We start from the raw sequence: 26,002 nt of genomic DNA on the forward strand, positions 1-26,002 counted from the left end.
CACGCCTTGTGGGCGGTACAGACACGAAACGGCTCGCGGGGGTGGTTGCGAGCAGCGCTTCGAAGGCCCTTGCCAGGGCCTCTGATTAGCGGGAGCGAGGCCATCATGCCTTTGCTTTTTTGGCTCGTCAAACGTTTTGTAGTGCTTTTTTTCAAGCACTACATCTTTCGTCTAATACGACTAATCAGTCAGTTTTTGGTGCTTTAGTCCAGCGTGTCGACTTTCACCCGCAACGTCATGTCATCCCGGCCCTGAGTCGAGTAGCTGCGGGCCAGGCCCTGTTTGTCAGCCTGGGTCTGGCGATTCACGCCGGCGAGGGTGATCCACTCACCCAGGCGTCCGGTGACAGTTGTGTCGGTGCTTTGCACGTTCACTACATCGGGACGTTCCTGGCTCATGCGGTCACGGTTGGTACTGATTGCCAGGTGAACGGTTTCGCCGGTGACGCTGGCGGTGACATAAAACCCTTGAGTGACGTTGCGATATTGCGTCTGGCTGCTGTAACCGCCATACGAATCGCTCTGGCTGCTGGTGATCGGCACGCTCTGGCCGACCTGGATCAGCGCCGGTGCGCCTTCGCTGGCCTGGATCTGCTGAATGCCGCCGTCACGGCTGGCGGTGCTGCGGCTGATGATCCGGGTCTGCGCGCCATTGACTGAATAACCTTCGTCGCCACGGCCGTTGTTTTCGTTGGTGTCGACCGTGATCAGCAGGCGCTTGGGCGCGGTGTCGAGCTGCGAAAGCAGGTCCTTGAGTTCTTCGATCTTGCCGGGCTCCGCTTTGACGATCAGTTGGTTGCCATAGGCGCTGACCTGGCCGTCCTTACCGATAAAGTCCTGGGCCACCGGCAGCATGTCGGCGCTGGTGTGGTACTTGAGAGGTAAGACTTCTGTGGCTGCCATCACCGAAAAACTGCAGCCGAGCAGCAAGGTGGTGAGCAGGGTGCGTAGGGACATGTCCGTTATCTCCGCTTTCGAAAGGCTTGATATTGCCAGTTTGTCGGCCCGGGGTGGGGCAAGTTGAATCGTAGACAGCAAAACGCCCCGGCATCGTGAGATGGCGGGGCGTTTTACGTGATCGTTCCCCCGCAGAGCGTAGGAGCGATCGGTGCCTCGGTCTTAAGCCGAGTGACGAACCATGTCTACGTGGGGAATCCCTGCTTCCAGAAACTCCTCGCTGACCAGATTGAAGCCCAGACGCTCATAGAACGCCGTGGCCTGCACCTGGGCGCTGAGCTTCTGCTGTTGCAGTCCGCGGGCTTCCGCTTCGGCGATGACCGCTTGCATCAGCGCATCGCCGACCTTCAGGCCACGCCAGTCCTTCAGCACCGAAACCCGGCCCACATGCCCGTCGGGCAAGAGGCGGGCGGTGCCGATCGGAAAGTCACCTTCGAAGGCCAGGAAGTGCACCGCCGTGGCGTCGTCGGCGTCCCACTCAAGTTCGGGTGGAACCGATTGTTCGGCAATGAACACCGTTTCGCGAATGCGGCGGATCTCGGCGTTGTCCTTTTGCCAGTCTGCAACACGTACGCGAATCTTATTCATCGTCGGCGAACCCCAGGCTTCCCTGTTTGACCAGTTCGCACAGCAGGCCGCGACCGTCTTCGTCGCTCAGCCAGTCACCAAGGTTGTCGGTGTGCAGGGCGTCGGCGGAGCAGATCAGCTTCAGCAGTTCGCGCAGCTTGCCCGGCAGGTAGCGGCTCTGGCCGCTGGCGAACAGCAGCAGATCGTCATCAACGTCCGACCACGCCAGGCGCGCGCTCGGGTTGCGGATCAGGATGGCGCCATCTTCGAGCGCGCCGAGGAGGTCTTCTTCCTCGACTTCTTCCGGGCCGACCACCAGCTCTGGATAACGTGGTTCGGTCATGTACTGGCCGAACCAGGTCAACAGCAGGCGTTCATCGCTCATGTGCTCGGCGAGCAGCGCTTTCAGGCGGTCGAGTGCATCGTGCTGGATCTGATGTGGGTCATCGCTGACCGGTTTCGCATCGGCGTCGGTGTAGCGCTCTTCGTCAGTCAGGAACTGGCTGAGGAAATCGGTGAAGTGAGTCAGCACTTCAGCGGCGCTTGGTGCGCGGAAGCCGACCGAATAGGTCATGCAGTCATCAACGGCAACGCCGCAGTGAGCCAGGCGCGGCGGCAGATATAGCATGTCGCCCGGTTCCAGTACCCACTCTTCGGTCTGGTTGAATTCGGCGAGGATACGCAGGTCCGCGTGTTGCAGCAGCGGGCTTTCGGAGTCGCACATCTGGCCGATTTTCCAGTTGCGCTTGCCGTGGCCTTGCAGCAGGAACACGTCGTAGTTGTCGAAGTGCGGACCGACGCTGCCACCCGGGGCGGCGAAGCTGATCATCACGTCGTCGACGCGCCAGCTCGGCAGGAAGCGGAAATTCTCCAGCAACTCGCTGACTTCCGGCACGAACTGATCGACCGCCTGCACCAGCAGGGTCCACTCACGCTCCGGCAGCTTGCTGAATTCGTCTTCGGCGAACGGGCCGCGGCGCAGTTCCCAAGGACGCTCGCCGTGCTCGATCACCAGGCGCGATTCAACTTCTTCTTCCAGGGCCAGGCCGGCGAGTTCGTCGGCGTCGATCGGGCTTTCGAAATCAGGAAATGCCTGGCGGATCAGCAGTGGTTTTTTCTGCCAGTAATCGCGCATGAATTCGCGCGCCGTAAGACCACCCAGAAGTTGAAGAGGAATATCGGGATTCATATGTAACCTATTGAAAAAAAGCATTTTTCAGACGGGAATAAAAACGCCCGGCGCGGCCGGGCGTCTCAAGCGGGTCATGCGGTCGATCAGATGCGTTTGGCTTGCGCTACAGCGTTGCCGATGTAGTTGGCCGGGGTCAGTTGCTTGAGCTCGGCTTTCGCTGCGGCCGGCATGTCCAGACCATCGATGAAAGTCTGCAACGCTTCAGGGCTGATGCCCTTGCCGCGTGTCAGTTCTTTCAGCTTCTCGTACGGGTTTTCGATGTTGTAGCGGCGCATCACGGTCTGGATCGGCTCGGCCAGGACTTCCCAGCAAGCGTCCAGATCGGCAGCAATCTTGTCAGCGTTCAGTTCAAGCTTGCTGATGCCTTTGAGGCTCGCTTCGTATGCGATCACGCTGTGGGCGAAGCCGACGCCGAGGTTGCGCAGAACGGTGGAGTCGGTCAGGTCGCGCTGCCAGCGGGAAATTGGCAGTTTGCTCGCCAGGTGCTGGAACAGTGCGTTGGCGATGCCCAGGTTGCCTTCGGAGTTTTCGAAGTCGATCGGGTTGACCTTGTGCGGCATGGTCGACGAACCGATTTCGCCGGCGATGGTGCGCTGCTTGAAGTAACCCAGGGAGATGTAGCCCCAGATGTCACGGTCGAAGTCGATCAGGATGGTGTTGAAGCGCGCGATGGCGTCGAACAGCTCGGCGATGTAGTCGTGCGGCTCGATCTGCGTGGTGTACGGGTTGAAGCTCAGGCCCAGTTCGTCTTCGATGAAGGCGCGGGCGTTGGCTTCCCAGTCGATCTGCGGGTAGGCCGACAGGTGAGCGTTGTAGTTGCCGACAGCGCCGTTGATCTTGCCCAGCAGCGGAACGGCCGCAACCTGAGCGATCTGACGCTCGAGGCGGTAAACCACGTTCGCCAGCTCTTTACCCAGAGTGGTCGGCGAAGCTGGCTGGCCGTGGGTGCGCGACAGCATCGGCACGTCGGCGAAGCGCAGGGCCAGTTCGCGGATGGCGTTGGCCGTCTGGCGCATCAGCGGCAGCATCACGTCGTCACGGCCTTCACGCAGCATCAGGGCGTGGGACAGGTTGTTGATGTCCTCGCTGGTGCAGGCGAAGTGGATGAATTCGCTGACCTTGGCCAGCTCCGGCAGCTTGGCCGCCTGCTCCTTGAGCAGGTATTCGATCGCTTTCACGTCGTGGTTGGTGGTGCGCTCGATCTCTTTCACGCGCTCGGCGTGCTCCAGCGAGAAGTTCTCGGCCAGTTCGTTCAGAACGGCATTGGCTTCGGCGGAGAAGGCTGGCACTTCCGGGATGCCGGCGTGAGCGGCCAGGCGCTGGAGCCAGCGCACTTCAACCAGAACGCGGGCACGGATCAGACCGTACTCGCTGAAAATCGGGCGCAGGGCCTGGGTTTTGCCGGCGTAGCGGCCGTCAACAGGGGAAACCGCAGTGAGCGAAGAGAGCTGCATGGGGTGTTCTCGGACAGTCGGGCAACGAAATGGGGCGCGTATCATACATGAAAAAATCCGCCGGTCCGTCGCCAACTGACCGGCGTATTACGCGTTACAGACTACAAAGCTTTTATTGCGTGGCGATTTACTCGCTGCGCATCAACGGATACAGCTCTTTGAGCAATTTGCGCCGGCTCACGACCAGTTGCCAGCGGTGACCGCCAAGTTGGCGCCACAGGCGTGCCGAACGAATGCCGGCGAGCAGCAGGGCGCGGATCTTCGAGGCGTTGCTCGGCTGCTGCAGATTGCGCATGTCGCCATGCACCTGAATGCGTTGGCGCAGTGTGCTCAGGGTGTCCTGGTACAGCGCACCGCAGGCCGCGATCACGTTTTCGTGGGCCGTGCCGAAATGCTCGACCTGCGACTGAATCTGCGGCAAGCGTTTGCCGATGACGTCGAGCATGTCGTTGCGCTTGGCCAGTTGCCGCTCAAGGCCGAGCATGGACAGGGCGTAGCGCAGCGGCTCGCGCTGCAAGGTACTCGGGTCGCGCTCGAGGGCGCCGATCAGCGCGCGGTAACCCTCGCGCAGGTTGATGTCGTCGCCGCCATATACATCCAGCGTGTCTTTCGGGTCGCGAACCAGCAGGCTGCCGAGCATGCAGCTCAGGCCGGCTTCGTTGGTCTGGCCGGTCCTGGCGATCCGGTCCACCAGCACGGCGGCGAGAAACACGCCGCCCAGAGCGGTCAATTGCTCCTGAGTCGGGCTCATGTCTGGTCGCTCCACGGCTCGGCGACTTCAATCACGCCGCCACCGAGGCAGATTTCACCGTCATAGAACACCACCGACTGACCCGGCGTGACCGCGCGTTGCGGCTCGTCGAACACGGCGCGATAGCCGGTCGCGGTTTTTTCCAGCGTGCAGGCCTGATCGCCCTGGCGATAACGAACCTTGGCGGTCAGGCGCAGTGGCTGGCTCAGATCGATCGGGTTGACCCAATAGATTTCCGAAGCGAGCAGGGCGCTGGAAAACAGCCACGGATGGTTGTTGCCCTGGCCGACGATCAGCTCGTTGGTGTCCAGATCCTTGCGCAGCACGTACCACGGCTCGTCGCCGGCGTCTTTCAGACCGCCGATGCCCAGGCCCTGACGCTGGCCGATGGTGTGGTACATCAGGCCGTGGTGACGGCCGATGACTTCGCCTTCGGTGGTCTTGATCTCGCCCGGTTGCGCCGGCAGGTATTGCTTGAGGAAATCGCTGAAACGGCGCTCGCCGATGAAGCAGATTCCGGTGGAATCCTTCTTTTTGGCCGTCGCCAGCTCGTATTTCTCGGCAATTGCACGGACTTGCGGTTTTTCCAGCTCGCCGACCGGGAACAGGGTCTTGGCGATCTGTTCACCCCCAACGGCGTGCAGGAAGTAGCTCTGATCCTTGTTCGGATCCAGGCCCTTGAGCAGTTCGGTGCGGCCGTCAATGTCGCGGCGGCGCACGTAGTGGCCGGTGGCAATCAGATCGGCGCCAAGCATCATGGCGTAGTCGAGAAACGCCTTGAACTTGATCTCGCGGTTGCACAGGATGTCCGGATTCGGCGTGCGGCCGGCCTTGTATTCGGCCAGGAAGTGTTCGAATACGTTGTCCCAGTACTCGGCGGCGAAGTTGGCGGTGTGCAGCTTGATACCGATCTTGTCGCAAACGGCCTGGGCATCCGCCAGGTCGTCCATGGCGGTGCAGTATTCCGTTCCGTCGTCTTCTTCCCAGTTCTTCATGAACAGGCCTTCCACTTCATAGCCCTGCTCGATCAGCAGGAGAGCGGAAACGGAAGAGTCCACGCCGCCGGACATGCCGACAATGACGCGCTTCTTGGATGTGTCAGAAGGGGCTGGATCACGCATAGGGATTCAATGAGTGTCTTGAAAAAGGACGCGATTCTATCAGGCTCACGGCCTCAAGGCTAAAGGGAAGGGCGGATCAGTTCGAGACCGAAGCGATTGCCGGCCAGATAATCGTCGATGCAGCGGATGATCAGCTCGCTGCGCCAGTTGTCGCGCTGGGTCAATAATTCGTCGCGGGTCAGCCACTTGGCGCCGACGATGCCGTCGTCCAGCTGATATTCCGGGTGATGTTTGACGGCTTTGGCGCTGAAGCACACGCGCTGGTAAGTCACGCCGTTGCTCGGGGCGGTATACAGATAAATGCCGATTACGCTGGTGGGTTCGACGTCCCAGCCGGTTTCTTCGAGGGTTTCGCGCACGGCGGCTTCGATCAGGGTTTCGTCCGGATCCAGATGGCCGGCCGGCTGATTGAGCACGTTACGCCCGGCCTTGTGTTCCTCGACCATCAGGAAACGACCGTTGTCCTCGACGATGGTGGCGACGGTGATGTGGGGTTGCCAGTTCATGGGCTGCTCTTGCTCGGAGGGGGGGGGCGCAAGTAAACAACAAGGCGTTGTAGTCCTCAACCGATTCATGCAGTTCTGTTTAATAAGGCATAGTCATAAAGTTTTTTGATTGAAAGCCATAATTTTTCAGGAAAGCCGAGATTTTTGAAATCTGTTCACTTGTAAGCGCAGGTATTAATGAAATGACATTAACCACTTGAACATTGCCCGCAAAACAGTGCCACTCGACAAGTACGTAGGGATCCGCCCAAACAAACCGAGAGGGAATGTCTGTGCCTCCAAAGCCATAAGGAGCCGATCCCGGGCTTGGATTGACAATGTTGACACTCAAGTCAGTAGCGATGAGGTTTTTGGGGATGGCTTGTACGTAATACCATTTATCGACGGGGGTGTGGTCGTAGACATCAACTTTTCCCACCGCCCAGAATAGTGGAGCCAGCAAGTCCGGGAATGTCACTCTGGGTTTGGTGGCAAAAATTTGGGATTCATCTGTCGCTGCCACGCCACCATTGATTTTCTGATGGATCCAGCGGTAATAAGCCTTATTCCCAAAAGGTAAATAGACTCTGAAGCCTTGAGGTAGGCCTTTCAGGGTGTTGAAGAATTGTAGCGGGATCTGGAGGGCGGGAGGGTCGGTGCATGGCCCATCACTGATTGCCGGGTCATTCCATGAGAGCGTGTCGGCAGATGCTGACGATGTAAACGCAGCCAATGCAAAACTGACGAGCAGGCTCAGCGGTTTCATTCTTATCACCTTGCGAGGCTTGTAAGTATCTAAAAAACGTTCTCTCTCAAAGTTCTTGTGGGAACTCGGATGTCTGCATCGGTGATACGTGGTGTTATTTCGACTCACTCATTATTTATTCTTGGGCCATAGCTGCTTGGTTATAGGGGGGATTTTGGCCGGGAATATTATGTGAGTGACGGTGGCAGATGTTTTATTTCGTGTGTTCTGAGATTAGTGGCTTGCTCGAGTCTTGTGACCTGTCAACTTTGACAGTTGATTATGCTCTTTTGCGATCATCTATTGCGGCGATGTGGAATAAGGCTCGGTTCTCAGGGGTGGCGTAAGTAAGACCGGAAACAAAATTTCAGCCTTTTGAAAAAAGCAAACCCCGGCACAGAGCCGGGGTTTGTTTGCAGCGCTACAACCTTATACCAGCGCAGCAATCGCCGCGTTGAAGGTTGCGCTTGGGCGCATGGCCTTGCTGATCAGCTCGGCGTCGGCGTGGTAGTAACCGCCGATGTCCACTGGCTTGCCTTGAACGGCGTTGAGCTCGGCGACGATGGTCGCTTCGTTCTCGGTCAGGGTCTTGGCCAGGGTTGCGAACTGCGATTGCAGTGCGGCGTCTTCAGTCTGGGCGGCCAGGGCTTGTGCCCAGTACATCGCCAGGTAGAAGTGGCTGCCGCGGTTGTCGATGTTGCCGACTTTGCGCGATGGCGACTTGTTGTTGTCGAGGAACTGGCCAGTGGCCTGATCCAGGGTCTTGGACAGCACCAGCGCTTTCGGGTTGTTGTAGTTGACACCCAGGTGCTCAAGAGAGGCGGCCAGGGCCAGGAATTCACCCAGCGAATCCCAGCGCAGGAAGTTCTCTTCGACCAGTTGTTGCACGTGCTTCGGAGCCGAACCGCCGGCGCCGGTTTCGAACAGGCCACCGCCATTCATCAGCGGCACGATCGACAGCATCTTGGCGCTGGTGCCCAGTTCCATGATCGGGAACAAGTCGGTCAGGTAGTCGCGCAGTACGTTGCCGGTCACCGAAATGGTGTCCTTGCCTTCGCGGGTGCGTTGCAGGGTGTACTTCATGGCGTCGACCGGCGCCATGATCTGGATGTCCAGACCAGCGGTGTCGTGATCCTTCAGGTAAGCCTGAACCTTCTCGATCACCACGCCGTCGTGGGCGCGCATCGGGTCCAGCCAGAAGATGGCCGGGGTGCTGCTTGCGCGAGCACGGTTGACGGCCAGTTTGACCCAGTCCTGGATCGGCGCGTCTTTGGTCTGGCACATGCGGAAGATGTCGCCGGCTTCAACAGCCTGTTCCATCAGCAGGGTGCCTTTGCTGTCGGTCACGCGAACCACGCCGTCGGCCTTGATCTGGAAGGTCTTGTCGTGGGAGCCGTACTCTTCAGCCTTTTTCGCCATCAGGCCAACGTTTGGCACGCTGCCCATGGTGGTCGGATCGAAAGCGCCATTGGCTTTGCAATCTTCGATCACAGCCTGGTAGATGGTGGCGTAGCAACGATCCGGGATCACAGCCTTGGTGTCGTGCAGCTGGCCATCGGTGCCCCACATCTTGCCGGAGTCACGGATCATGGCCGGCATCGAGGCGTCGACGATTACGTCGCTCGGCACGTGCAGGTTGGTGATGCCTTTGTCGGAGTTGACCATCGCCAGCGACGGACGAACGGCGTAGACCGCTTGAATGTCGGCTTCGATCTGGGCTTGTTGCTCGGCCGGCAGGGATTTGATGCGAGCGTACAGGTCGCCGATGCCGTTGTTCAGGTTGAAGCCGACCTCGGCCAACACGTCGGCGTGCTTGGTCAGAGCGTCCTTGTAGAACTCGGCAACGATCTGGCCGAACATGATCGGGTCGGAGACCTTCATCATGGTGGCTTTCAGGTGAACCGACAGCAGCACGCCTTGTTGCTTGGCGTTGTCGATTTCAGCGGCGATGAACGCGCGCAGGGCCTTTTTGCTCATCACCGAGCAGTCGAGGATCTCGCCCGCCTGAACGGTGGTTTTTTCTTTCAGGACGGTAGCGGTGCCGTCATTGGCGATCAGCTCGATCTTCACGGCGTCGGCGGCGTCGATCAGGGCAGCCTTTTCGCTGCCGTAGAAATCGCCGGTGCTCATGTGAGCGACGTGGGACTTGGAGTCCTTGGCCCAGGCGCCCATTTTGTGCGGGTGCTTGCGCGCGTAGTTCTTGACCGACAGTGGAGCGCGGCGGTCGGAGTTGCCTTCGCGCAGAACCGGGTTCACGGCGCTGCCCTTGACCTTGTCGTAGCGCGCCTTGGCGTCTTTGTCGGCGTCGCTGGTCACGGTTTCCGGGTAGTCCGGCAGGTTGTAGCCCTGGGCTTGCAGTTCTTTGATCGCGGCTTGCAGCTGCGGAACCGAGGCGCTGATGTTCGGCAGCTTGATGATGTTGGCTTCAGGCGTAACGGCCAGGTCGCCCAGTTCGGCGAGGTGGTCGGCTACGGCTTTGTCGCCCAGTTGCTCGGGGAAGCTGGCCAGAATACGTGCTGCAAGAGAGATATCGCGGGTTTCCACGGCGATATCGGCCGAGGCGGTGTAAGCCTCGATGATCGGCAGCAGGGAATAGGTGGCGAGGGCTGGAGCTTCGTCGGTGAAGGTATAGATGATCTTCGAGCGGGTGGGCATATTCGGATTAACTCTCTCTTCTTTGCTAAAGCGTGCGCAGAAACTCGAGGGGCGCCGGGTAAGCGCGTTCGTTCAAAGTCATCCATGAACCGAATGTCGAGAATCTTCGCGGTGATGTTGGGTGCATCAGTAGAGCGTCAAGCAGTCGGACTGCGGTAACAACCCGACCAATCAGGCGGAAAGTCTCGTGCTAGAGAGGCCAGCCGTCGTGACCCTTTGGTCAGCGGGCGGCATTATACATAGGTAGCTGGCAATCTGCCGATGGTTCATACGCAACGATTCTCGTCCATTGGTCTAAAGGTCGCAGGGCGGGGTGGGGCGTAGAGTCGCCGTGAATGCTTGAGATTGGCGCTTTTCCCTTTGCTTTCAGGCTTGTACGAAACGAGATGTGGCCGCGCCCGGAACAGAGGGTTTGCGTGTTGATTCAACTGGGTTACGCTCGAACCAAGCCAGATGTTCAATCCAAACAATGGAGTTCAGCATGGGTTACAAGAAGATTCAGGTTCCAGCCGTCGGCGACAAAATCACCGTCAACGCAGACCATTCTCTCAATGTCCCTGATAACCCGATCATTCCCTTCATCGAAGGTGACGGCATTGGCGTCGACGTCAGCCCTGTGATGATCAAAGTGGTTGATGCTGCCGTAGAAAAAGCCTACGGGGGCAAGCGCAAGATTTCCTGGATGGAGGTTTATGCTGGCGAAAAAGCAACCCAGGTTTATGACCAGGACACCTGGCTGCCGCAGGAAACTCTGGACGCGGTCAAGGATTACGTGGTTTCCATCAAGGGCCCGCTGACCACCCCGGTCGGTGGCGGCATCCGCTCCCTCAACGTTGCCCTGCGTCAACAGCTCGATCTCTATGTCTGCCTGCGCCCGGTGGTGTGGTTCGAAGGCGTGCCAAGCCCGGTGAAAAAGCCCGGCGACGTCGACATGGTGATCTTCCGCGAAAACTCCGAAGACATTTATGCCGGTATCGAATGGAAGGCCGGCTCCCCCGAGGCCACCAAGGTCATCAAGTTCCTGAAAGAAGAAATGGGCGTCACCAAGATCCGTTTCGATCAGGACTGCGGCATCGGCATCAAGCCGGTTTCGAAAGAAGGCACCAAGCGTCTGGTGCGCAAGGCCCTGCAATACGTAGTGGATAACGACCGCAAGTCGCTGACCATCGTGCACAAGGGCAACATCATGAAATTCACCGAAGGTGCCTTCAAGGACTGGGGTTACGAGGTGGCGAAGGAAGAATTCGGCGCCGAGCTGCTCGATGGCGGACCATGGATGAAATTCAAGAACCCGAAAACCGGCCGCGAAGTCGTCGTCAAGGACGCCATCGCCGACGCCATGCTCCAGCAGATCCTGCTGCGTCCGGCCGAATACGATGTGATCGCCACCCTCAACCTCAACGGTGACTACCTGTCCGACGCCCTGGCGGCGGAAGTGGGCGGTATCGGTATCGCGCCGGGTGCCAACCTGTCCGACACCGTGGCCATGTTCGAGGCAACCCACGGTACCGCGCCGAAATATGCCGGCAAGGACCAGGTCAACCCGGGCTCGGTGATTCTGTCGGCGGAGATGATGCTGCGCCACCTGGGCTGGACCGAGGCGGCCGACCTGATCATCAAGGGCACCAATGGCGCAATCAAGGCCAAGACCGTGACCTACGACTTCGAACGTCTGATGGAAGGCGCCACGCTGGTGTCTTCTTCGGGCTTCGGTGAAGCGCTGATCAAGCACATGTAAGAAAGGCAGTTGCAACGAAACCGCCCGGCTCGAGTAATCGAGCCGGGCGGTTTGTTTTCTGGCAAGTATTCGGGTTGCTTCAGCTGGTCACTGACTGGTGTTGAGCGGCTGCCGCAGCAACGGCGGCCGAGGCGGGATCTTTCGCGGCCTCGACATTCTGAATATTTGTGGCATGCAGGCCTTTGGGCCCTTGTATGATATCGAATTTGACGATTTGCCCGGCTTTGAGGGTTTTGTATCCGTCCATTTTAATGGCGGAATAGTGGGCAAAGAAATCGATCTCCTTGCCGTCCTCGTCCTTCCCCTCGCGGGAGTCGGTATTGATGAAACCGAACCCCTTGGCATTGTTGAACCATTTCACCTTGCCGACAGCCATGCTCAAATCCCTCTGCAACAGTCTCCATCGCTGGAGTATCATCCAATTCATCCGCAGTCGAATCCGTTAAAAAGATTGACTCCGCGGATCTTTTTTACCCACTGTGGGTTCTATTGGTTGTAACACCGTTTTCCCGATAGTCAAGGTGACCGGGCAGTCGGAGTTGAAAACGTGTCAAGCCGCCCCCACCACTGTATTTGCACAACTGACGAACCTTTCTTTCCATGCATGCAATCAGCCAGATTCGACTAACATTCAATCAGGATCGCCCGCTTCTCCAAAAGGATCTTCCACAGGAGCACGACGACGATTCGGCAGGCGTTGCTGTTCAGGAAGCAAAGCCTGCGTTACAGGCGCCGCCGATGTACAAGGTGGTTTTGTTCAACGATGACTACACACCGATGGATTTCGTCGTCGAAGTGCTCGAGGTGTTTTTTAACCTGAATCGCGAGCTGGCGACCAAGGTCATGCTGGCCGTCCATACAGAAGGGCGGGCAGTATGTGGAGTGTTTACCCGCGACATCGCCGAGACAAAGGCCATGCAGGTCAACCAGTACGCCAGGGAAAGCCAGCATCCGCTACTCTGTGAAATCGAGAAGGACGGTTAATCGCCGACCACTTGGGTATGAGGTGAAGCTATGTTAAACCGCGAGCTCGAAGTCACCCTCAATCTTGCCTTCAAGGAGGCACGTTCGAAGCGTCATGAATTCATGACCGTCGAACACCTGCTGCTGGCCCTATTGGACAATGAGGCTGCCGCCACCGTATTACGTGCCTGCGGCGCAAACCTCGACAAACTCAAGCACGACCTGCAGGAGTTCATCGACTCCACCACGCCACTGATCCCCGTCCATGACGAGGATCGCGAAACCCAGCCAACCCTGGGCTTCCAGCGTGTGCTGCAACGTGCTGTCTTTCATGTGCAGAGCTCGGGCAAACGCGAAGTGACCGGCGCCAACGTGCTGGTTGCAATCTTCAGTGAGCAAGAGAGTCAGGCGGTGTTCCTGCTGAAACAGCAGAGCGTTGCACGCATTGATGTCGTCAATTACATCGCCCACGGTATTTCCAAAGTGCCGGGGCATGGCGATCACTCTGAAGGTGAACAAGATATGCAGGACGATGAGGGCGGTGAGTCTTCTTCTTCAGGCAATCCGCTGGACGCTTATGCCAGCAATCTCAACGAACTCGCACGCCAGGGCCGGATCGATCCGCTGGTCGGGCGTGAAACGGAAGTCGAGCGTGTCGCGCAGATTCTGGCGCGTCGTCGCAAGAACAATCCGCTGCTGGTGGGCGAGGCAGGCGTGGGTAAAACCGCGATTGCCGAAGGCCTTGCCAAGCGTATTGTTGACAACCAGGTGCCAGACCTGCTGGCCAACAGCGTCGTTTATTCCCTCGATCTGGGCGCTCTGCTCGCGGGCACCAAGTATCGCGGTGATTTCGAGAAGCGCTTCAAGGCGCTGCTCAATGAGCTGAAAAAACGTCCGCAGGCCATCCTGTTCATCGACGAGATCCACACCATTATCGGTGCGGGTGCTGCGTCCGGTGGCGTGATGGACGCCTCGAACCTGCTCAAGCCGCTGCTGTCGTCCGGCGACATTCGCTGCATCGGCTCGACCACGTTCCAGGAATTTCGTGGCATCTTCGAAAAAGACCGCGCCCTGGCGCGTCGCTTCCAGAAGGTCGATGTCGTCGAGCCGTCGGTGGAAGACACCATCGGAATCCTGCGTGGCCTGAAAGGTCGCTTCGAACAGCATCACAACATCGAATACAGCGATGAGTCGTTGCGCGCCGCTGCGGAACTGGCTTCGCGCTACATCAATGACCGGCACATGCCGGACAAGGCCATCGACGTGATCGACGAGGCGGGCGCCTACCAGCGTCTGCAACCGGTCGAGAAGCGCGTGAAACGCATCGAAGTGCCTGAAGTCGAGGACATCGTTGCGAAAATTGCGCGGATTCCGCCGAAGCACGTCACCAGCTCCGACAAGGAGCTGCTGCGCAACCTCGAGCGTGACCTGAAACTCACGGTGTTCGGTCAGGATGCGGCGATCGATTCGCTGTCGACTGCGATCAAGCTGTCCCGTGCCGGTCTCAAGTCGCCTGACAAGCCTGTCGGTTCGTTCCTGTTCGCAGGGCCGACCGGCGTCGGTAAAACCGAAGCCGCGCGTCAATTGGCCAAGGCGTTGGGGATCGAACTGGTTCGCTTCGACATGTCCGAGTACATGGAGCGCCACACCGTATCGCGTTTGATCGGTGCGCCTCCGGGTTACGTCGGTTTCGATCAGGGCGGTCTGTTGACCGAGGCGATCACCAAGCAACCGCATTGCGTATTGCTGCTCGATGAAATCGAGAAGGCGCATCCGGAAGTCTTCAACCTGCTGTTGCAGGTGATGGACCACGGTACGCTGACCGACAACAACGGGCGCAAGGCGGATTTCCGCAACGTGATCGTGATCATGACCACCAACGCCGGTGCTGAAACGGCGGCGAGAGCTTCGATCGGTTTCACCCATCAGGACCATTCGTCCGATGCGATGGAAGTGATCAAGAAGAGCTTCACGCCGGAATTCCGCAACCGCCTGGATACCATCATTCAGTTTGGTCGCCTCAGTCATGAGGTTATCAAGAGCGTGGTGGACAAGTTCCTCACCGAGCTTCAGGCGCAGCTGGAAGACAAGCGGGTGCTTCTGGAAGTGACCGATGCGGCGCGCAGCTGGCTGGCGGCCGGTGGTTACGATTCGGCCATGGGCGCCCGTCCGATGGCACGTCTGATCCAGGACAAGATCAAGCGTCCGCTGGCGGAGGAGATTCTGTTTGGCGAGCTGGCCGAGCATGGCGGTGTGGTTCACATCGACATCAAGGATGGTGAGCTGACGTTTGACTTCGAGACCACTGCGGAAATGGCCTGATGGTTGTTGGTCTGTTGTAAAGCGAGAGGCGCCTTCGGGCGCCTTTTTGCTGTTTGCGGGTTTGGTTTTTGGGGTATGTCCGTTACCGCAGCAACGGATATTCACCCAAACCCCAAAAAACATGCACACACAAAAACGCCCGGCATTAAGCCGGGCGTCTTGTATTGACTTGATTAGCGAGCGCGGTAAGTAATACGCCCTTTGCTCAAGTCATAGGGCGTCAGCTCGACGCGCACTTTGTCACCGGTAAGAATACGAATGTAGTTCTTGCGCATCTTGCCGGAAATATGCGCGGTTACGACGTGCCCATTTTCCAACTCCACACGAAACATGGTGTTGGGCAGGGTGTCGACGACAGTGCCTTCCATTTCGAAGCTGTCTTCTTTCGACATGCAGTAAAGCCCTCGGTATCCAATGAATGGCCCGGTGCAACTGCGCCAGGCAAAAGCGGCGTGCATTGTGCCCGAAAAATGGGGTTTACGCCAAGGGGTTTAGGGTTTGCATTCAGTTCAGGACGACCCAGCGCTGATTGATCAGCAGTTCGATAGGCCGATATTGGGTCTTGTAGTTCATCTTTTTGCAGTTTTTGATCCAGTATCCGAGGTAAACCGCTTCAAGCCCCAAGCGCTGGGCTTCGGCGATTTGCCAGAGGATGGCGTAGCGGCCCAGACTGCGGCGTTCCTCGGTCGGCTCGTAAAACGTGTAGACCGCCGACAGGCCATTGGGCAGCAGATCGGTGACGGCGACTGCCAGCAACCGCCCGTCGAGCCGGAACTCGTAAAAGCGTGAGAAGGGCAGGTCGCGCACCAGAAACGTCGAGAATTGATCGCGGCTCGGCGGATACATGTCGCCGTCGGCATGGCGTTGTTCGATGTAGCGCTGATAGAGGTCGAAATATTCTTCGCTGAACGCAGGCTTGACCGGTCGTACCTGTAAATCGGTGTTGCGTTTGAAAATGCGTTTCTGCTGCCGGTTGGGGTTGAACGGTGCCACCGGGATGCGCGCGGGCACGCAGGCATTGCAGTTCTGACAATGCGGACGGTACAGATGGTCACCGCTGCGACGAAAGCCCATTTCCGACAGGTCTGCGTAGACATGCACATCCATGGGCTGGCTCGGATCGAGAAACAGGGTCGTCGCCTGTTCCTCGGGCAGATAACTGCAGGAGTGAGGCTGAGTGGCATAGAACTTCAAGCGCGCCAACTCGGTCATGATCAACCCTCAAGGGTAAGCTGGTGAATTAAGTGTAAGCCACGCGCGCAAAAGGCGCTCAGCAAACCCAGGTCGCGTGATTGGGTTGATCGAGGTGCCGGGACAGATACTCGGCAAATGTCTGCCGTGAAATGGCCCGGGCGCCGAGGCTGTGCAGGTGGTCGGTCGGCATCTGGCAGTCGATCAGTACGAAACCCGCTTCTTTCAGATGTTGCACCAGTGTCGCAAAGCCGTACTTGGAAGCATTGTCCGCGCGGCTGAACATTGACTCGCCGAAGAACAGTTGCCCCATCGCCAGGCCGTACAGGCCGCCGACCAGTTCGCCCTGATCCCAGACTTCTACCGAGTGGGCAAGGCCACGCCGATGCAATTGGATATAGGCGTCCTGCATCGCCTCTGTTATCCAGGTGCCATCGGCATATTCCCTTGGCGCGGCGCAGGCGCGGATCACGGCGTCGAAATCCTGATCGAAGGTGACTTGATAGCGCTGCTTGCGCATCAATTTGCCAAGGCTGCGCGAGACGTGCAGTTCGTCGGGAAAAAGGACGGTGCGCGGATCCGGCGACCACCAGAGAATCGGCTGGCCTTCGGAAAACCATGGAAAGCAGCCATGGCGATAGGCCTGGATCAAGCGGTCGGCGGACAGGTCGCCACCGGCCGCCAGCAATCCGTTGGGATCGCGCATGGCTTTTTCCAGTGGCGGGAAAGTCAGTGAGTTGCGTTGTAACCAAGTCAGCATGGCGTCCGGGCTGGCAGAAGGGGAGGGCGGTGGGCAGTGAGCCCGCAGTAAAGTGTGCCGGGAAATGACGCGAATGTCCTCCGTTGTGCTGCGCTGTCTGTGCGGCTGCAACTTGAGCATCCGGATGCGGTCGTAATCGGGCGCAGCGCTGCTGCAGGCCAGCTTGCCGATGTCGTTGGGCGGCACTCAGGGGGAAGGAGGTGCGAATGCTTCGCTACGTTCATCAAATACACCTCATAAGCCTTTGTCACAAAAGACAATGCATGCTCAAATTGAACGCCGGGTGTTGTACGTTTGGCTATGCTTGAACCAGAGGCCTGGAAGCATGGCATCGAACGCGCAAACCCGTACAATGCCGGGCTGTTACAGAATATTCGCCGCGTACCGTGTTTATAAAAGACGGGGCGCAGTGTTAAAAGTAGTCTCCGTTGCGCCCGTCAATTTTTTTACCTGCCTGGATTGGGCAGTTTTTTATTGTCATTCAATAGATGGACGCGCCTCTGGCGCAGGAAAAGAAGCGTTTTGAAGAAATCCACGGAAGCACCAAAAACAGTCGTTCCGCTCTGGCGTCAACAGTTGCACTACCGGCTCAAGGAAGGTGCATTGATCGCCATCGGCGCCTTGTGCCTGTTCCTGATGATGGCGTTGCTGACTTACGGCAAGGACGATCCGGGCTGGAGCCACAACAGCAAGATCGACGACGTGCAGAATTTCGGCGGTCCCGCCGGTTCCTACAGCGCCGACATCCTGTTCATGGTGCTGGGTTACTTCGCCTACATCTTCCCGTTGCTGCTGGCGATCAAGGCCTATCAGATCTTCCGTCAGCGTCACGAACCGTGGCAGTGGAGCGGCTGGCTGTTTTCCTGGCGCCTGATCGGTCTGGTGTTTCTGGTGTTGTCCGGTGCCGCGCTGGCGCACATTCATTTCCATGCTCCCACGGGGCTGCCGGCCGGCGCCGGTGGGGCCCTGGGCGAAAGTCTTGGCGATCTGGCTCGCAACGCCCTGAATATTCAGGGCAGCACGTTGCTGTTCATCGCCCTGTTTCTGTTCGGCCTGACGGTGTTCACCGATCTTTCATGGTTCAAGGTGATGGACGTCACCGGCAAGATCACCCTCGATCTGTTCGAACTGTTCCAGGGCGCGATCAACCGCTGGTGGTCGGCGCGTACCGAGCGCAAGCAACTGGTCGCGCAATTGCGTGAAGTCGACGATCGCGTGCATGACGTGGTTGCGCCGACGGTCACCGACAAGCGCGAGCAGGCCAAGGTCAAGGAGCGTCTGATCGAGCGTGAGCAAGCGCTGAGCAAGCACATGTCCGAGCGCGAGAAACAGGTGCCGCCAGTGATCGCCCCGGCTCCGGTCAAGGCGCCAGAGCCAAGCAAGCGCGTGCAGAAAGAGAAGCAGGTGCCGTTGTTTGTCGACAGCGCCGTGGAAGGCACCTTGCCGCCGATCTCGATTCTCGACCCTGCGGAAAAGAAACAGCTCAATTATTCGCCTGAATCCCTGGCGGCGGTCGGCCATTTGCTGGAAATCAAGCTCAAGGAGTTCGGCGTCGAAGTCACCGTGGATTCGATCCATCCCGGCCCGGTCATTACCCGTTACGAAATCCAGCCTGCTGCGGGCGTGAAGGTCAGCCGTATCGCCAACCTGGCGAAGGACCTTGCACGTTCGCTGGCCGTGACCAGCGTGCGGGTGGTGGAAGTGATTCCGGGCAAGACCACGGTCGGTATCGAGATTCCCAACGAAGACCGGCAGATCGTGCGCTTTTCCGAAGTGCTGTCGACGCCGGAGTACGACAACTTCAAATCGCCGGTCACCCTGGCTCTGGGCCACGATATCGGCGGCAAACCGGTCATCACTGACCTGGCGAAAATGCCGCACCTGCTGGTGGCCGGTACCACCGGTTCCGGTAAGTCGGTGGGTGTGAATGCGATGATCCTGTCGATCCTGTTCAAGTCCGGCCCGGACGACGCCAAGCTGATCATGATCGACCCGAAAATGCTCGAACTGTCGATCTACGAAGGCATTCCGCACCTGCTGTGCCCGGTCGTGACCGACATGAAGGACGCCGCCAACGCCCTGCGCTGGAGCGTGGCCGAGATGGAGCGTCGCTACAAGCTGATGGCGAAGATGGGCGTGCGAAACCTGTCCGGCTTCAACGCCAAGGTCAAGGAAGCCCAGGACGCCGGCGAGCCGTTGAGCGATCCGCTGTACAAACGCGAAAGCATCCACGACGAAGCGCCGCTGCTGCAGAAGCTGCCGACCATCGTCGTGGTCGTGGACGAATTCGCCGACATGATGATGATCGTCGGCAAGAAAGTTGAAGAACTGATCGCCCGTATCGCCCAGAAGGCGCGTGCGGCCGGTATCCACCTGATCCTCGCGACCCAGCGGCCGTCGGTGGACGTGATCACCGGTCTGATCAAGGCCAACATCCCGACGCGGATGGCGTTCCAGGTATCGAGCAAGATCGACTCCCGGACCATCATCGACCAGGGCGGCGCCGAACAATTGCTTGGCCACGGCGACATGCTCTACATGCCGCCGGGCACCAGCCTGCCGATCCGGGTTCACGGCGCATTCGTGTCCGACGATGAAGTTCACCGGGTGGTGGAAGCGTGGAAACTGCGCGGCGCGCCGGAATACAACGACGACATCCTCAACGGTGTCGAAGAGGCGGGCAGTGGTTTCGAAGGCAGCAGCGGCGGCGGTGACGGCGACGATCCGGAAGCCGACGCGCTGTACGACGAAGCCGTGCAGTTCGTACTGGAAAGCCGTCGCGCCTCCATCTCCGCTGTACAGCGCAAGCTGAAGATCGGCTACAACCGTGCCGCGCGCATGATCGAAGCCATGGAAATGGCCGGGGTCGTGACGTCGATGAACACCAACGGTTCCCGCGAAGTCCTGGCCCCTGGCCCGGTGCGCGACTGATTCGATACCCTGATCCAAATGCAATGGGCGGTGCATCAAGCGCCGTCCACTTTCCCACGAATATTCAAGAGGACTCCCATGCGTCTTATCCGCATGTTGCTGCCGGTACTGGCTCTGACCACCCTCACGGCTCACGCCGATGACAAGGATGTGGCTCGCCTGACCCAATTGCTTGAAACTTCCAGGACCCTGACTGCCAATTTCTCCCAGCTGACCCTCGACGGCAGTGGCACCCAGTTGCAGGAAACCACCGGCGACATGACCCTGCAGCGTCCGGGACTGTTCTACTGGCACACCAATGCGCCCGCCGAGCAGACCATGGTGTCCGACGGCAAGAAAGTCACCCTGTGGGACCCGGACCTGGAACAGGCCACGATCAAGAAGCTCGATGAGCGTTTGACCCAGACCCCGGCCCTGTTGCTGTCCGGCGACGTATCGAAGATCAGCCAGAGCTTCGACATCACCGCCAAAGAGGCGGGTGGCGTGATCGACTTCACCCTGAAACCGAAAACCAAGGACACGCTGTTCGACAGCCTGCGTCTGTCGTTCCGCAACGGCCTGGTCAATGACATGCAACTGATCGACAGTGTCGGCCAGCGCACCAACATCCTGTTCACTGGGGTGAAGGCCAACGAAGCGGTCCCGGCCTCGAAATTCAAGTTCGACATCCCCAAGGGTGCCGATGTGATCCAGGAATAAACACAGAGGTTTGAACGGTACGTGATGGATCTGTTTCGCAGTGCACCGATCGCCCAGCCACTGGCCGCCCGTTTGCGGGCGACCAATCTGGATGAGTACGTCGGTCAGGAACACGTGCTCGCTCGCGGCAAGCCTCTGCGCGAAGCGCTGGAGCAGGGTGCCCTGCATTCGATGATCTTCTGGGGCCCGCCGGGCGTGGGCAAAACCACGCTGGCGCGGTTGCTGGCGGAAGTCTCGGATGCGCACTTCGAAACGGTTTCGGCGGTGCTGGCCGGGGTCAAGGAGATCCGTCAGGCGGTGGAAATCGCCAAGCAGCAGGCCGGCCAGTACGGCAAGCGCACGATCCTGTTTGTCGATGAAGTGCACCGTTTCAACAAGTCGCAACAGGACGCCTTCCTGCCGTACGTTGAAGACGGCACCTTGATCTTCATCGGCGCCACCACTGAGAACCCTTCGTTCGAACTGAACAACGCATTGCTGTCGCGGGCGCGGGTCTACGTACTCAAAAGCCTCGACGAGGCGGCGTTGCGCAAGTTGGTGCACCGCGCGCTGACTGAAGAGCGTGGCCTGGGCAAGCGTCATCTGACCCTCAGCGATGAAGGCTTCCAGATGCTGCTGTCCGCTGCCGACGGCGATGGCCGGCGCCTGCTGAACCTGCTGGAAAACGCCTCAGACCTGGCCGAAGACAACAGCGAGATGGGCACCGAGCTGCTGCAAAGTCTGCTCGGTGACACCCGCCGACGTTTCGACAAGGGGGGTGAAGCCTTCTATGACCAGATTTCCGCGCTGCACAAATCGGTGCGAGGCTCCAATCCGGACGGCGCACTGTATTGGTTTGCGCGAATGATCGACGGCGGCTGCGATCCGCTGTATCTGGCCCGGCGCGTGGTGCGCATGGCCAGCGAAGACATCGGCAACGCCGATCCTCGGGCCTTAAGCCTGTGCCTCGCCGCGTGGGAAGTCCAGGAGCGTCTCGGCAGCCCGGAAGGTGAGTTGGCGGTGGCACAGGCCATCACTTATCTGGCGTGCGCGCCGAAGAGCAATGCGGTGTACATGGGCTTCAAGACCGCGCTGCGCGCCGCCGCCGAACATGGCTCGCTGGAAGTGCCGCTGCACCTGCGCAATGCGCCGACCAAATTGATGAAGCAATTGGGTTACGGCGACGAATACCGCTATGCCCACGACGAACCGGACGCCTACGCGGCCGGTGAAGACTATTTCCCGGAAGAGCTCGACCCCATTCCGTTCTACCAGCCGGTGCCCCGTGGCCTGGAGCTGAAGATCGGCGAGAAGCTCAACCACCTCGCCCAACTTGATCGTTTAAGCCCACGGCAGCGGAGAAAATAGTGGTCCCATTGATTGTTGCAGTCTCCGTCGGCGGGATTGCCGGCACCTTGTTGCGCTTCGCCACCGGTAATTGGGTCAACGCCAATTGGCCGCGGCACTTCTATACCGCGACGCTGGCCGTTAATATCGTGGGCTGTCTGCTGATTGGCGTGTTGTACGGCCTGTTTTTGATACGCCCGGAAGTACCGATCGAGGTACGCGCCGGGTTGATGGTCGGCTTCCTCGGGGGGCTGACGACTTTTTCATCCTTTTCACTGGATACGGTGCGTCTGCTGGAAAGCGGGCAAGTGCCGCTGGCCCTGGGCTATGCGGCCATCAGCGTATTCGGCGGGCTGCTCGCGACCTGGGCCGGCCTGTCCCTGACCAAACTTTGATAACGAGAAACCGACATGCTCGATTCCAAACTGTTACGTAGCAACCTTCAGGACGTAGCGGACCGCCTGGCTTCCCGTGGCTTTGCCCTGGATGTCGCGCGCATCGAAGCGCTGGAAGAACAGCGCAAGACCGTCCAGACCCGCACTGAAGCACTGCAGGCTGAGCGTAACGCGCGTTCCAAATCCATCGGTCAGGCCAAGCAGCGCGGCGAAGACATCGCGCCGCTGATGGCGGACGTCGAGCGCATGGCGGGCGAACTGAGCGCCGGTAAAGTCGAGCTGGACGCGATCCAGACTGAACTCGATTCGATCCTGCTGGGCATCCCGAACCTGCCGCACGAATCGGTGCCGGTTGGCGAAGACGAAGACGGCAACGTCGAAGTCCGTCGCTGGGGCACTCCGACCGCTTTCGATTTCCCGGTTCAGGACCACGTGGCCCTGGGCGAGAAATTCGGCTGGCTCGACTTCGAAACCGCCGCCAAGCTGTCCGGCGCGCGTTTCGCCCTGTTGCGCGGCCCGATTGCCCGTCTGCACCGCGCACTGGCGCAGTTCATGATCAACCTGCACGTCACCGAGCACGGCTACGAAGAGGCCTACACGCCTTATCTGGTTCAGGCCCCGGCACTGCAAGGCACCGGTCAACTGCCCAAGTTCGAAGAAGACCTGTTCAAGATCGGTCGCGAAGGTGAAGCCGATCTGTACCTGATCCCGACCGCCGAAGTGTCGCTGACCAACATCGTGGCCGGTGAAATCGTCGATGCGAAACAATTGCCGATCAAGTTCGTTGCTCACACCCCGTGCTTCCGCAGCGAAGCCGGCGCGTCGGGTCGCGACACCCGCGGCATGATCCGCCAGCACCAGTTCGACAAGGTCGAGATGGTGCAGATCGTCGAGCCGTCGAAATCGATGGAAGCGCTCGAGAGCCTGACCTCCAACGCCGAGAAAGTCCTGCAACTGCTGGGCCTGCCTTACCGCACCCTGGCGCTGTGCACCGGCGACATGGGCTTCAGCGCGGTCAAGACGTACGACCTGGAAGTGTGGATCCCGAGCCAGGACAAATACCGTGAAATCTCGTCGTGCTCCAACTGCGGCGACTTCCAGGCCCGCCGTATGCAGGCGCGTTTCCGCAACCCGGAAACCGGCAAGCCTGAGCTGGTGCACACCCTGAACGGTTCCGGCCTGGCGGTCGGTCGTACCCTGGTGGCTGTGCTGGAAAATTACCAGCAGGCCGACGGTTCGATCCGTGTACCGGACGTGCTGAAGCCGTACATGGGTGGCCTTGAGGTCATCGGCTAAATGAAATATCTGCCGCTGTTTCACAACCTGCGCGGCAGTCGTGTGTTGGTTGTCGGTGGGGGGGAGATTGCCTTGCGCAAATCCCGCCTGCTGGCCGATGCCGGTGCGCTGCTGCGGGTGGTCGCACCTGAAATCGAAGCGCAACTGCGCGAACTGGTCGCCGCCAGCGGTGGCGAATGCCTGCTGCGTGGCTACGCCGAAACGGATCTGGACGGTTGCGGGTTGATCATTGCCGCCACCGACGACGAAGCGTTGAACGCGCAAGTCTCCGCCGATGCCCATCGGCGCTGCGTGCCGGTCAACGTGGTCGATGCGCCGGCGCTGTGCAGCGTGATTTTCCCGGCGATCGTCGATCGTTCGCCGCTGATCATCGCGGTCTCCAGCGGCGGCGATGCGCCGGTGCTGGCCCGGCTGATCCGCGCCAAGATCGAAACCTGGATTCCCTCGACCTACGGCCATCTGGCCGGTCTGGCCGCGCGGTTTCGCGATCAGGTCAAAGGCCTGTTTCCCGATGTGCAGCAGCGTCGCGGTTTTTGGGAAGACGTGTTCCAGGGGCCGATCGCCGACCGGCAGCTGGCAGGACAGGGCGCCGAAGCCGAACGTCTGCTGCAAGCCAAGATTGACGGCGAGGCGATGGTCACGACCGGTGAGGTTTATCTGGTCGGGGCAGGTCCGGGCGATCCGGATTTGCTGACCTTCCGTGCCTTGCGGCTGATGCAGCAAGCGGATGTGGTGTTGTACGACCGCTTGGTGGCGCCGGCAATTCTTGAACTGTGTCGTCGCGATGCCGAGCGGGTTTACGTCGGCAAGCGTCGCGCCGAACATACCGTGCCGCAGGATCAGATCAACCAGCAACTGGTGGATCTGGCCAAGGCCGGCAAACGCGTAGTGCGGTTGAAGGGCGGGGATCCGTTCATCTTCGGCCGTGGTGGCGAAGAAATCGAGGAACTGGCAGCCCATGGCATCCCGTTTCAGGTGGTGCCGGGTATCACGGCGGCCAGCGGTTGCGCGGCCTATGCCGGGATTCCGCTGACCCATCGCGATTACGCGCAGTCGGTGCGTTTCGTCACCGGGCACCTCAAGGACGGTTCGACCGATCTGCCGTGGGCCGACCTTGTCGCGCCGGCGCAGACCCTGGTGTTCTACATGGGGCTGGTGGGATTGCCGATCATCTGCGAGCAGTTGATCAAGCATGGTCGCGCAGCCGAAACACCGGCGGCATTGATCCAGCAAGGCACCACGGTCAATCAGCGGGTCTTCACCGGTACGCTGGCCGACCTGCCGCGTCTGGTGGCGGAGCATGAAGTGCATGCGCCGACGCTGGTGATCGTCGGCGAAGTGGTGCAGCTACGCGAGAAACTGGCGTGGTTCGAGGGTGCTCAGGGTCAAATCTGACGACTCTGAGGGGATCGTTCCCACGCTGTGGGAACGATCCTGCTCTCAACCTCTGCGCCAGACTCCTTTGCCGCCCAACCGGTCCCGGTCATGGGCAACATTGAAGTCCTGCTCCGGCCCTTTCGGCACCACCCCGGTCGGGTTGATGGTCTTGTGGCTGCCGTAGTAGTGATTCTTGATGTGCTGGAAATCCACGGTCTCGGCAACGCCCGGCCACTGGTACATGTCCCGCAGCCAGTTCGACAGGTTCGGATAATCGCTGATCCGCCGCAGATTGCATTTGAAATGCCCGTGGTACACCGCGTCGAAACGAATCAGCGTGGTAAACAATCGCACGTCTGCCTCGGTCAAGTATTCGCCCGTCAGATAACGGTTGGCGCCCAGCACCTGCTCCAAATGATTCAGTTCGGAAAACACGTCATCGAACGCTTCTTCATAGGCCTTTTGCGAGGTGGCGAACCCGGCGCGGTACACGCCGTTGTTCACGGCAGGGTAGATCCGTTCGTTCAGCGCATCGATCTCGCCGCGCAATGGCGCCGGATAGAAGTCCAGCTCGTTGCCGGTCAGGTCATCGAAGGCGCTGTTGAACATGCGGATGATCTCCGCCGATTCGTTGCTGACGATGCGTTTTAGCTTCTTGTCCCACAGCACCGGCACGGTGACGCGGCCGGTGTAGTCGGCAGTGTCGGCGGTGTAGCGCTGGTGCATGAAGTCAAAGTGGTCGAGTTTGTCGCCGGTCGAACCGAGGTTCTGGTCGAAGGTCCAGCCGTTTTCCAGCATCAGCCAACTGACGACGGAAACGTCGATCAGGCTTTCCAGGCCTTTGAGCTTGCGCAGGATCAGCGTGCGATGCGCCCACGGGCACGCCAGGGAGACGTAAAGGTGATAACGCCCGGCCTCGGCGGCGAAACCGCCTTCACCGCTCGGGCCGGGCTCGCCGTTGCGAGTGACCCAGTTGCGACGCTGCGCCTGTTCGCGCTGGAACGCGCCGTCCTTGCTGCTTTCGTACCACTTGTCCTGCCAGCGGCCGTCGACGAGTAAACCCATGATCAAGACTCCA

Annotated in this window: 23 protein-coding genes; 9 read left to right on the plus strand and 14 right to left on the minus strand. The window is 59.4% G+C overall.

Annotation, left to right across the window (positions count from 1 at the left end; all coding sequences use genetic code 11):
• Positions 1–203: 203 nt before the first annotated feature.
• The 9 genes from L6D81_RS01125 to L6D81_RS01165 form a co-directional block, all read right to left on the minus strand.
• Positions 204–956 (minus strand): secretin N-terminal domain-containing protein, encoded by a 753-nt coding sequence (locus L6D81_RS01125; RefSeq protein ID WP_236177552.1) that lies wholly within the window; start codon positions 954–956, stop codon positions 204–206.
• Between the two features lie 162 nt (positions 957–1,118).
• Complete coding sequence (locus L6D81_RS01130) at positions 1,119–1,544, minus strand: GNAT family N-acetyltransferase (RefSeq protein ID WP_236177553.1); 426 nt, start codon at positions 1,542–1,544, stop codon at positions 1,119–1,121.
• On the minus strand, positions 1,537–2,712 hold the full coding sequence (locus L6D81_RS01135) for a ribosomal protein uL16 3-hydroxylase (RefSeq protein ID WP_236177554.1): 1,176 nt from the start codon (positions 2,710–2,712) through the stop codon (positions 1,537–1,539). The genes L6D81_RS01130 and L6D81_RS01135 overlap by 8 nt, the downstream gene beginning before the upstream one ends.
• Positions 2,713–2,798: 86 nt before the next feature.
• Positions 2,799–4,169, minus strand: a complete 1,371-nt coding sequence (gene purB / locus L6D81_RS01140; protein ID WP_236177555.1) for an adenylosuccinate lyase — start codon at positions 4,167–4,169, stop codon at positions 2,799–2,801.
• 127 nt (positions 4,170–4,296) lie between these two features.
• On the minus strand, positions 4,297–4,920 hold the full coding sequence (gene hflD, locus L6D81_RS01145) for a high frequency lysogenization protein HflD (protein WP_236177556.1): 624 nt from the start codon (positions 4,918–4,920) through the stop codon (positions 4,297–4,299).
• On the minus strand, positions 4,917–6,041 hold the full coding sequence (mnmA, locus tag L6D81_RS01150; RefSeq protein WP_236177557.1) for a tRNA 2-thiouridine(34) synthase MnmA: 1,125 nt from the start codon (positions 6,039–6,041) through the stop codon (positions 4,917–4,919). The genes hflD and mnmA overlap by 4 nt, the downstream gene beginning before the upstream one ends.
• Positions 6,042–6,100: 59 nt before the next feature.
• Positions 6,101–6,547 (minus strand): NUDIX hydrolase, encoded by a 447-nt coding sequence (locus tag L6D81_RS01155; protein ID WP_236177558.1) that lies wholly within the window; start codon positions 6,545–6,547, stop codon positions 6,101–6,103.
• 79 nt (positions 6,548–6,626) lie between these two features.
• On the minus strand, positions 6,627–7,292 hold the full coding sequence (locus L6D81_RS01160; protein WP_236177559.1) for a hypothetical protein: 666 nt from the start codon (positions 7,290–7,292) through the stop codon (positions 6,627–6,629).
• Positions 7,293–7,700: 408 nt separating this feature from the next.
• Positions 7,701–9,926 (minus strand): NADP-dependent isocitrate dehydrogenase, encoded by a 2,226-nt coding sequence (locus L6D81_RS01165; protein ID WP_236177560.1) that lies wholly within the window; start codon positions 9,924–9,926, stop codon positions 7,701–7,703.
• A 481-nt stretch (positions 9,927–10,407) separates the two neighbouring features.
• Between L6D81_RS01165 and icd the strand changes: the two genes are divergently transcribed.
• Entirely contained in the window at positions 10,408–11,664 is a 1,257-nt protein-coding gene (gene icd, locus L6D81_RS01170) for an NADP-dependent isocitrate dehydrogenase (protein WP_007951441.1), read from the plus strand.
• A gap of 79 nt (positions 11,665–11,743) precedes the next feature.
• Here the strand turns inward: icd and L6D81_RS01175 are convergent, their stop codons facing one another.
• Entirely contained in the window at positions 11,744–12,040 is a 297-nt protein-coding gene (locus L6D81_RS01175) for a cold shock domain-containing protein (protein ID WP_276574190.1), read from the minus strand.
• Positions 12,041–12,264: 224 nt separating this feature from the next.
• Between L6D81_RS01175 and clpS the strand changes: the two genes are divergently transcribed.
• Both clpS and clpA read left to right on the plus strand, forming a co-directional pair.
• Positions 12,265–12,648 (plus strand): ATP-dependent Clp protease adapter ClpS, encoded by a 384-nt coding sequence (gene clpS, locus L6D81_RS01180; RefSeq protein WP_011334948.1) that lies wholly within the window; start codon positions 12,265–12,267, stop codon positions 12,646–12,648.
• 30 nt (positions 12,649–12,678) lie between these two features.
• Positions 12,679–14,949 (plus strand): ATP-dependent Clp protease ATP-binding subunit ClpA, encoded by a 2,271-nt coding sequence (clpA, locus tag L6D81_RS01185; protein ID WP_007951436.1) that lies wholly within the window; start codon positions 12,679–12,681, stop codon positions 14,947–14,949.
• A 173-nt stretch (positions 14,950–15,122) separates the two neighbouring features.
• Here the strand turns inward: clpA and infA are convergent, their stop codons facing one another.
• From infA to aat, 3 genes are all read right to left on the minus strand, one after another.
• A complete protein-coding gene (gene infA / locus L6D81_RS01190) occupies positions 15,123–15,341 on the minus strand; it encodes a translation initiation factor IF-1 (RefSeq protein WP_002553999.1) in 219 nt (72 codons plus the stop codon).
• 112 nt (positions 15,342–15,453) lie between these two features.
• The gene (locus tag L6D81_RS01195; RefSeq protein WP_236177561.1) at positions 15,454–16,161 is read right to left on the minus strand and encodes an arginyltransferase; all 708 of its coding nucleotides are present in this window, start codon (positions 16,159–16,161) and stop codon (positions 15,454–15,456) included.
• Positions 16,162–16,219: 58 nt separating this feature from the next.
• Positions 16,220–16,900, minus strand: coding sequence for a leucyl/phenylalanyl-tRNA--protein transferase (gene aat, locus L6D81_RS01200; protein WP_236177562.1), 681 nt, complete (start codon positions 16,898–16,900; stop codon positions 16,220–16,222).
• Between the two features lie 522 nt (positions 16,901–17,422).
• Between aat and L6D81_RS01205 the strand changes: the two genes are divergently transcribed.
• The 6 genes from L6D81_RS01205 (at position 17,423) to cysG (ending at position 24,942) form a co-directional block, all read left to right on the plus strand.
• Positions 17,423–19,831, plus strand: coding sequence for a DNA translocase FtsK (locus L6D81_RS01205; RefSeq protein ID WP_236177563.1), 2,409 nt, complete (start codon positions 17,423–17,425; stop codon positions 19,829–19,831).
• A 78-nt stretch (positions 19,832–19,909) separates the two neighbouring features.
• The gene (gene lolA / locus L6D81_RS01210) at positions 19,910–20,530 is read left to right on the plus strand and encodes an outer membrane lipoprotein periplasmic chaperone LolA (protein ID WP_065259163.1); all 621 of its coding nucleotides are present in this window, start codon (positions 19,910–19,912) and stop codon (positions 20,528–20,530) included.
• 24 nt (positions 20,531–20,554) lie between these two features.
• Entirely contained in the window at positions 20,555–21,877 is a 1,323-nt protein-coding gene (locus tag L6D81_RS01215) for a replication-associated recombination protein A (protein WP_007958186.1), read from the plus strand.
• Positions 21,877–22,251: a fluoride efflux transporter CrcB gene (crcB, locus tag L6D81_RS01220; protein ID WP_007958188.1), complete on the plus strand. Its 375-nt coding sequence runs from the start codon at positions 21,877–21,879 to the stop codon at positions 22,249–22,251. Before L6D81_RS01215 ends, crcB begins: the two co-directional genes overlap by 1 nt.
• A gap of 15 nt (positions 22,252–22,266) precedes the next feature.
• Positions 22,267–23,547 (plus strand): serine--tRNA ligase, encoded by a 1,281-nt coding sequence (gene serS / locus L6D81_RS01225; RefSeq protein WP_236177564.1) that lies wholly within the window; start codon positions 22,267–22,269, stop codon positions 23,545–23,547.
• Entirely contained in the window at positions 23,548–24,942 is a 1,395-nt protein-coding gene (cysG, locus tag L6D81_RS01230; RefSeq protein ID WP_236177565.1) for a siroheme synthase CysG, read from the plus strand.
• Between the two features lie 45 nt (positions 24,943–24,987).
• On the opposite strand, the gene L6D81_RS01235 is transcribed toward cysG, so the two are convergent.
• Positions 24,988–25,989 (minus strand): glutathione S-transferase family protein, encoded by a 1,002-nt coding sequence (locus L6D81_RS01235; protein ID WP_236177566.1) that lies wholly within the window; start codon positions 25,987–25,989, stop codon positions 24,988–24,990.
• Positions 25,990–26,002 lie beyond the last annotated feature (13 nt).

It is taken from the genome of Pseudomonas sputi (assembly GCF_021603585.1).
GTDB classification, from domain to species: Bacteria; Pseudomonadota; Gammaproteobacteria; order Pseudomonadales; family Pseudomonadaceae; genus Aquipseudomonas; species Aquipseudomonas sputi.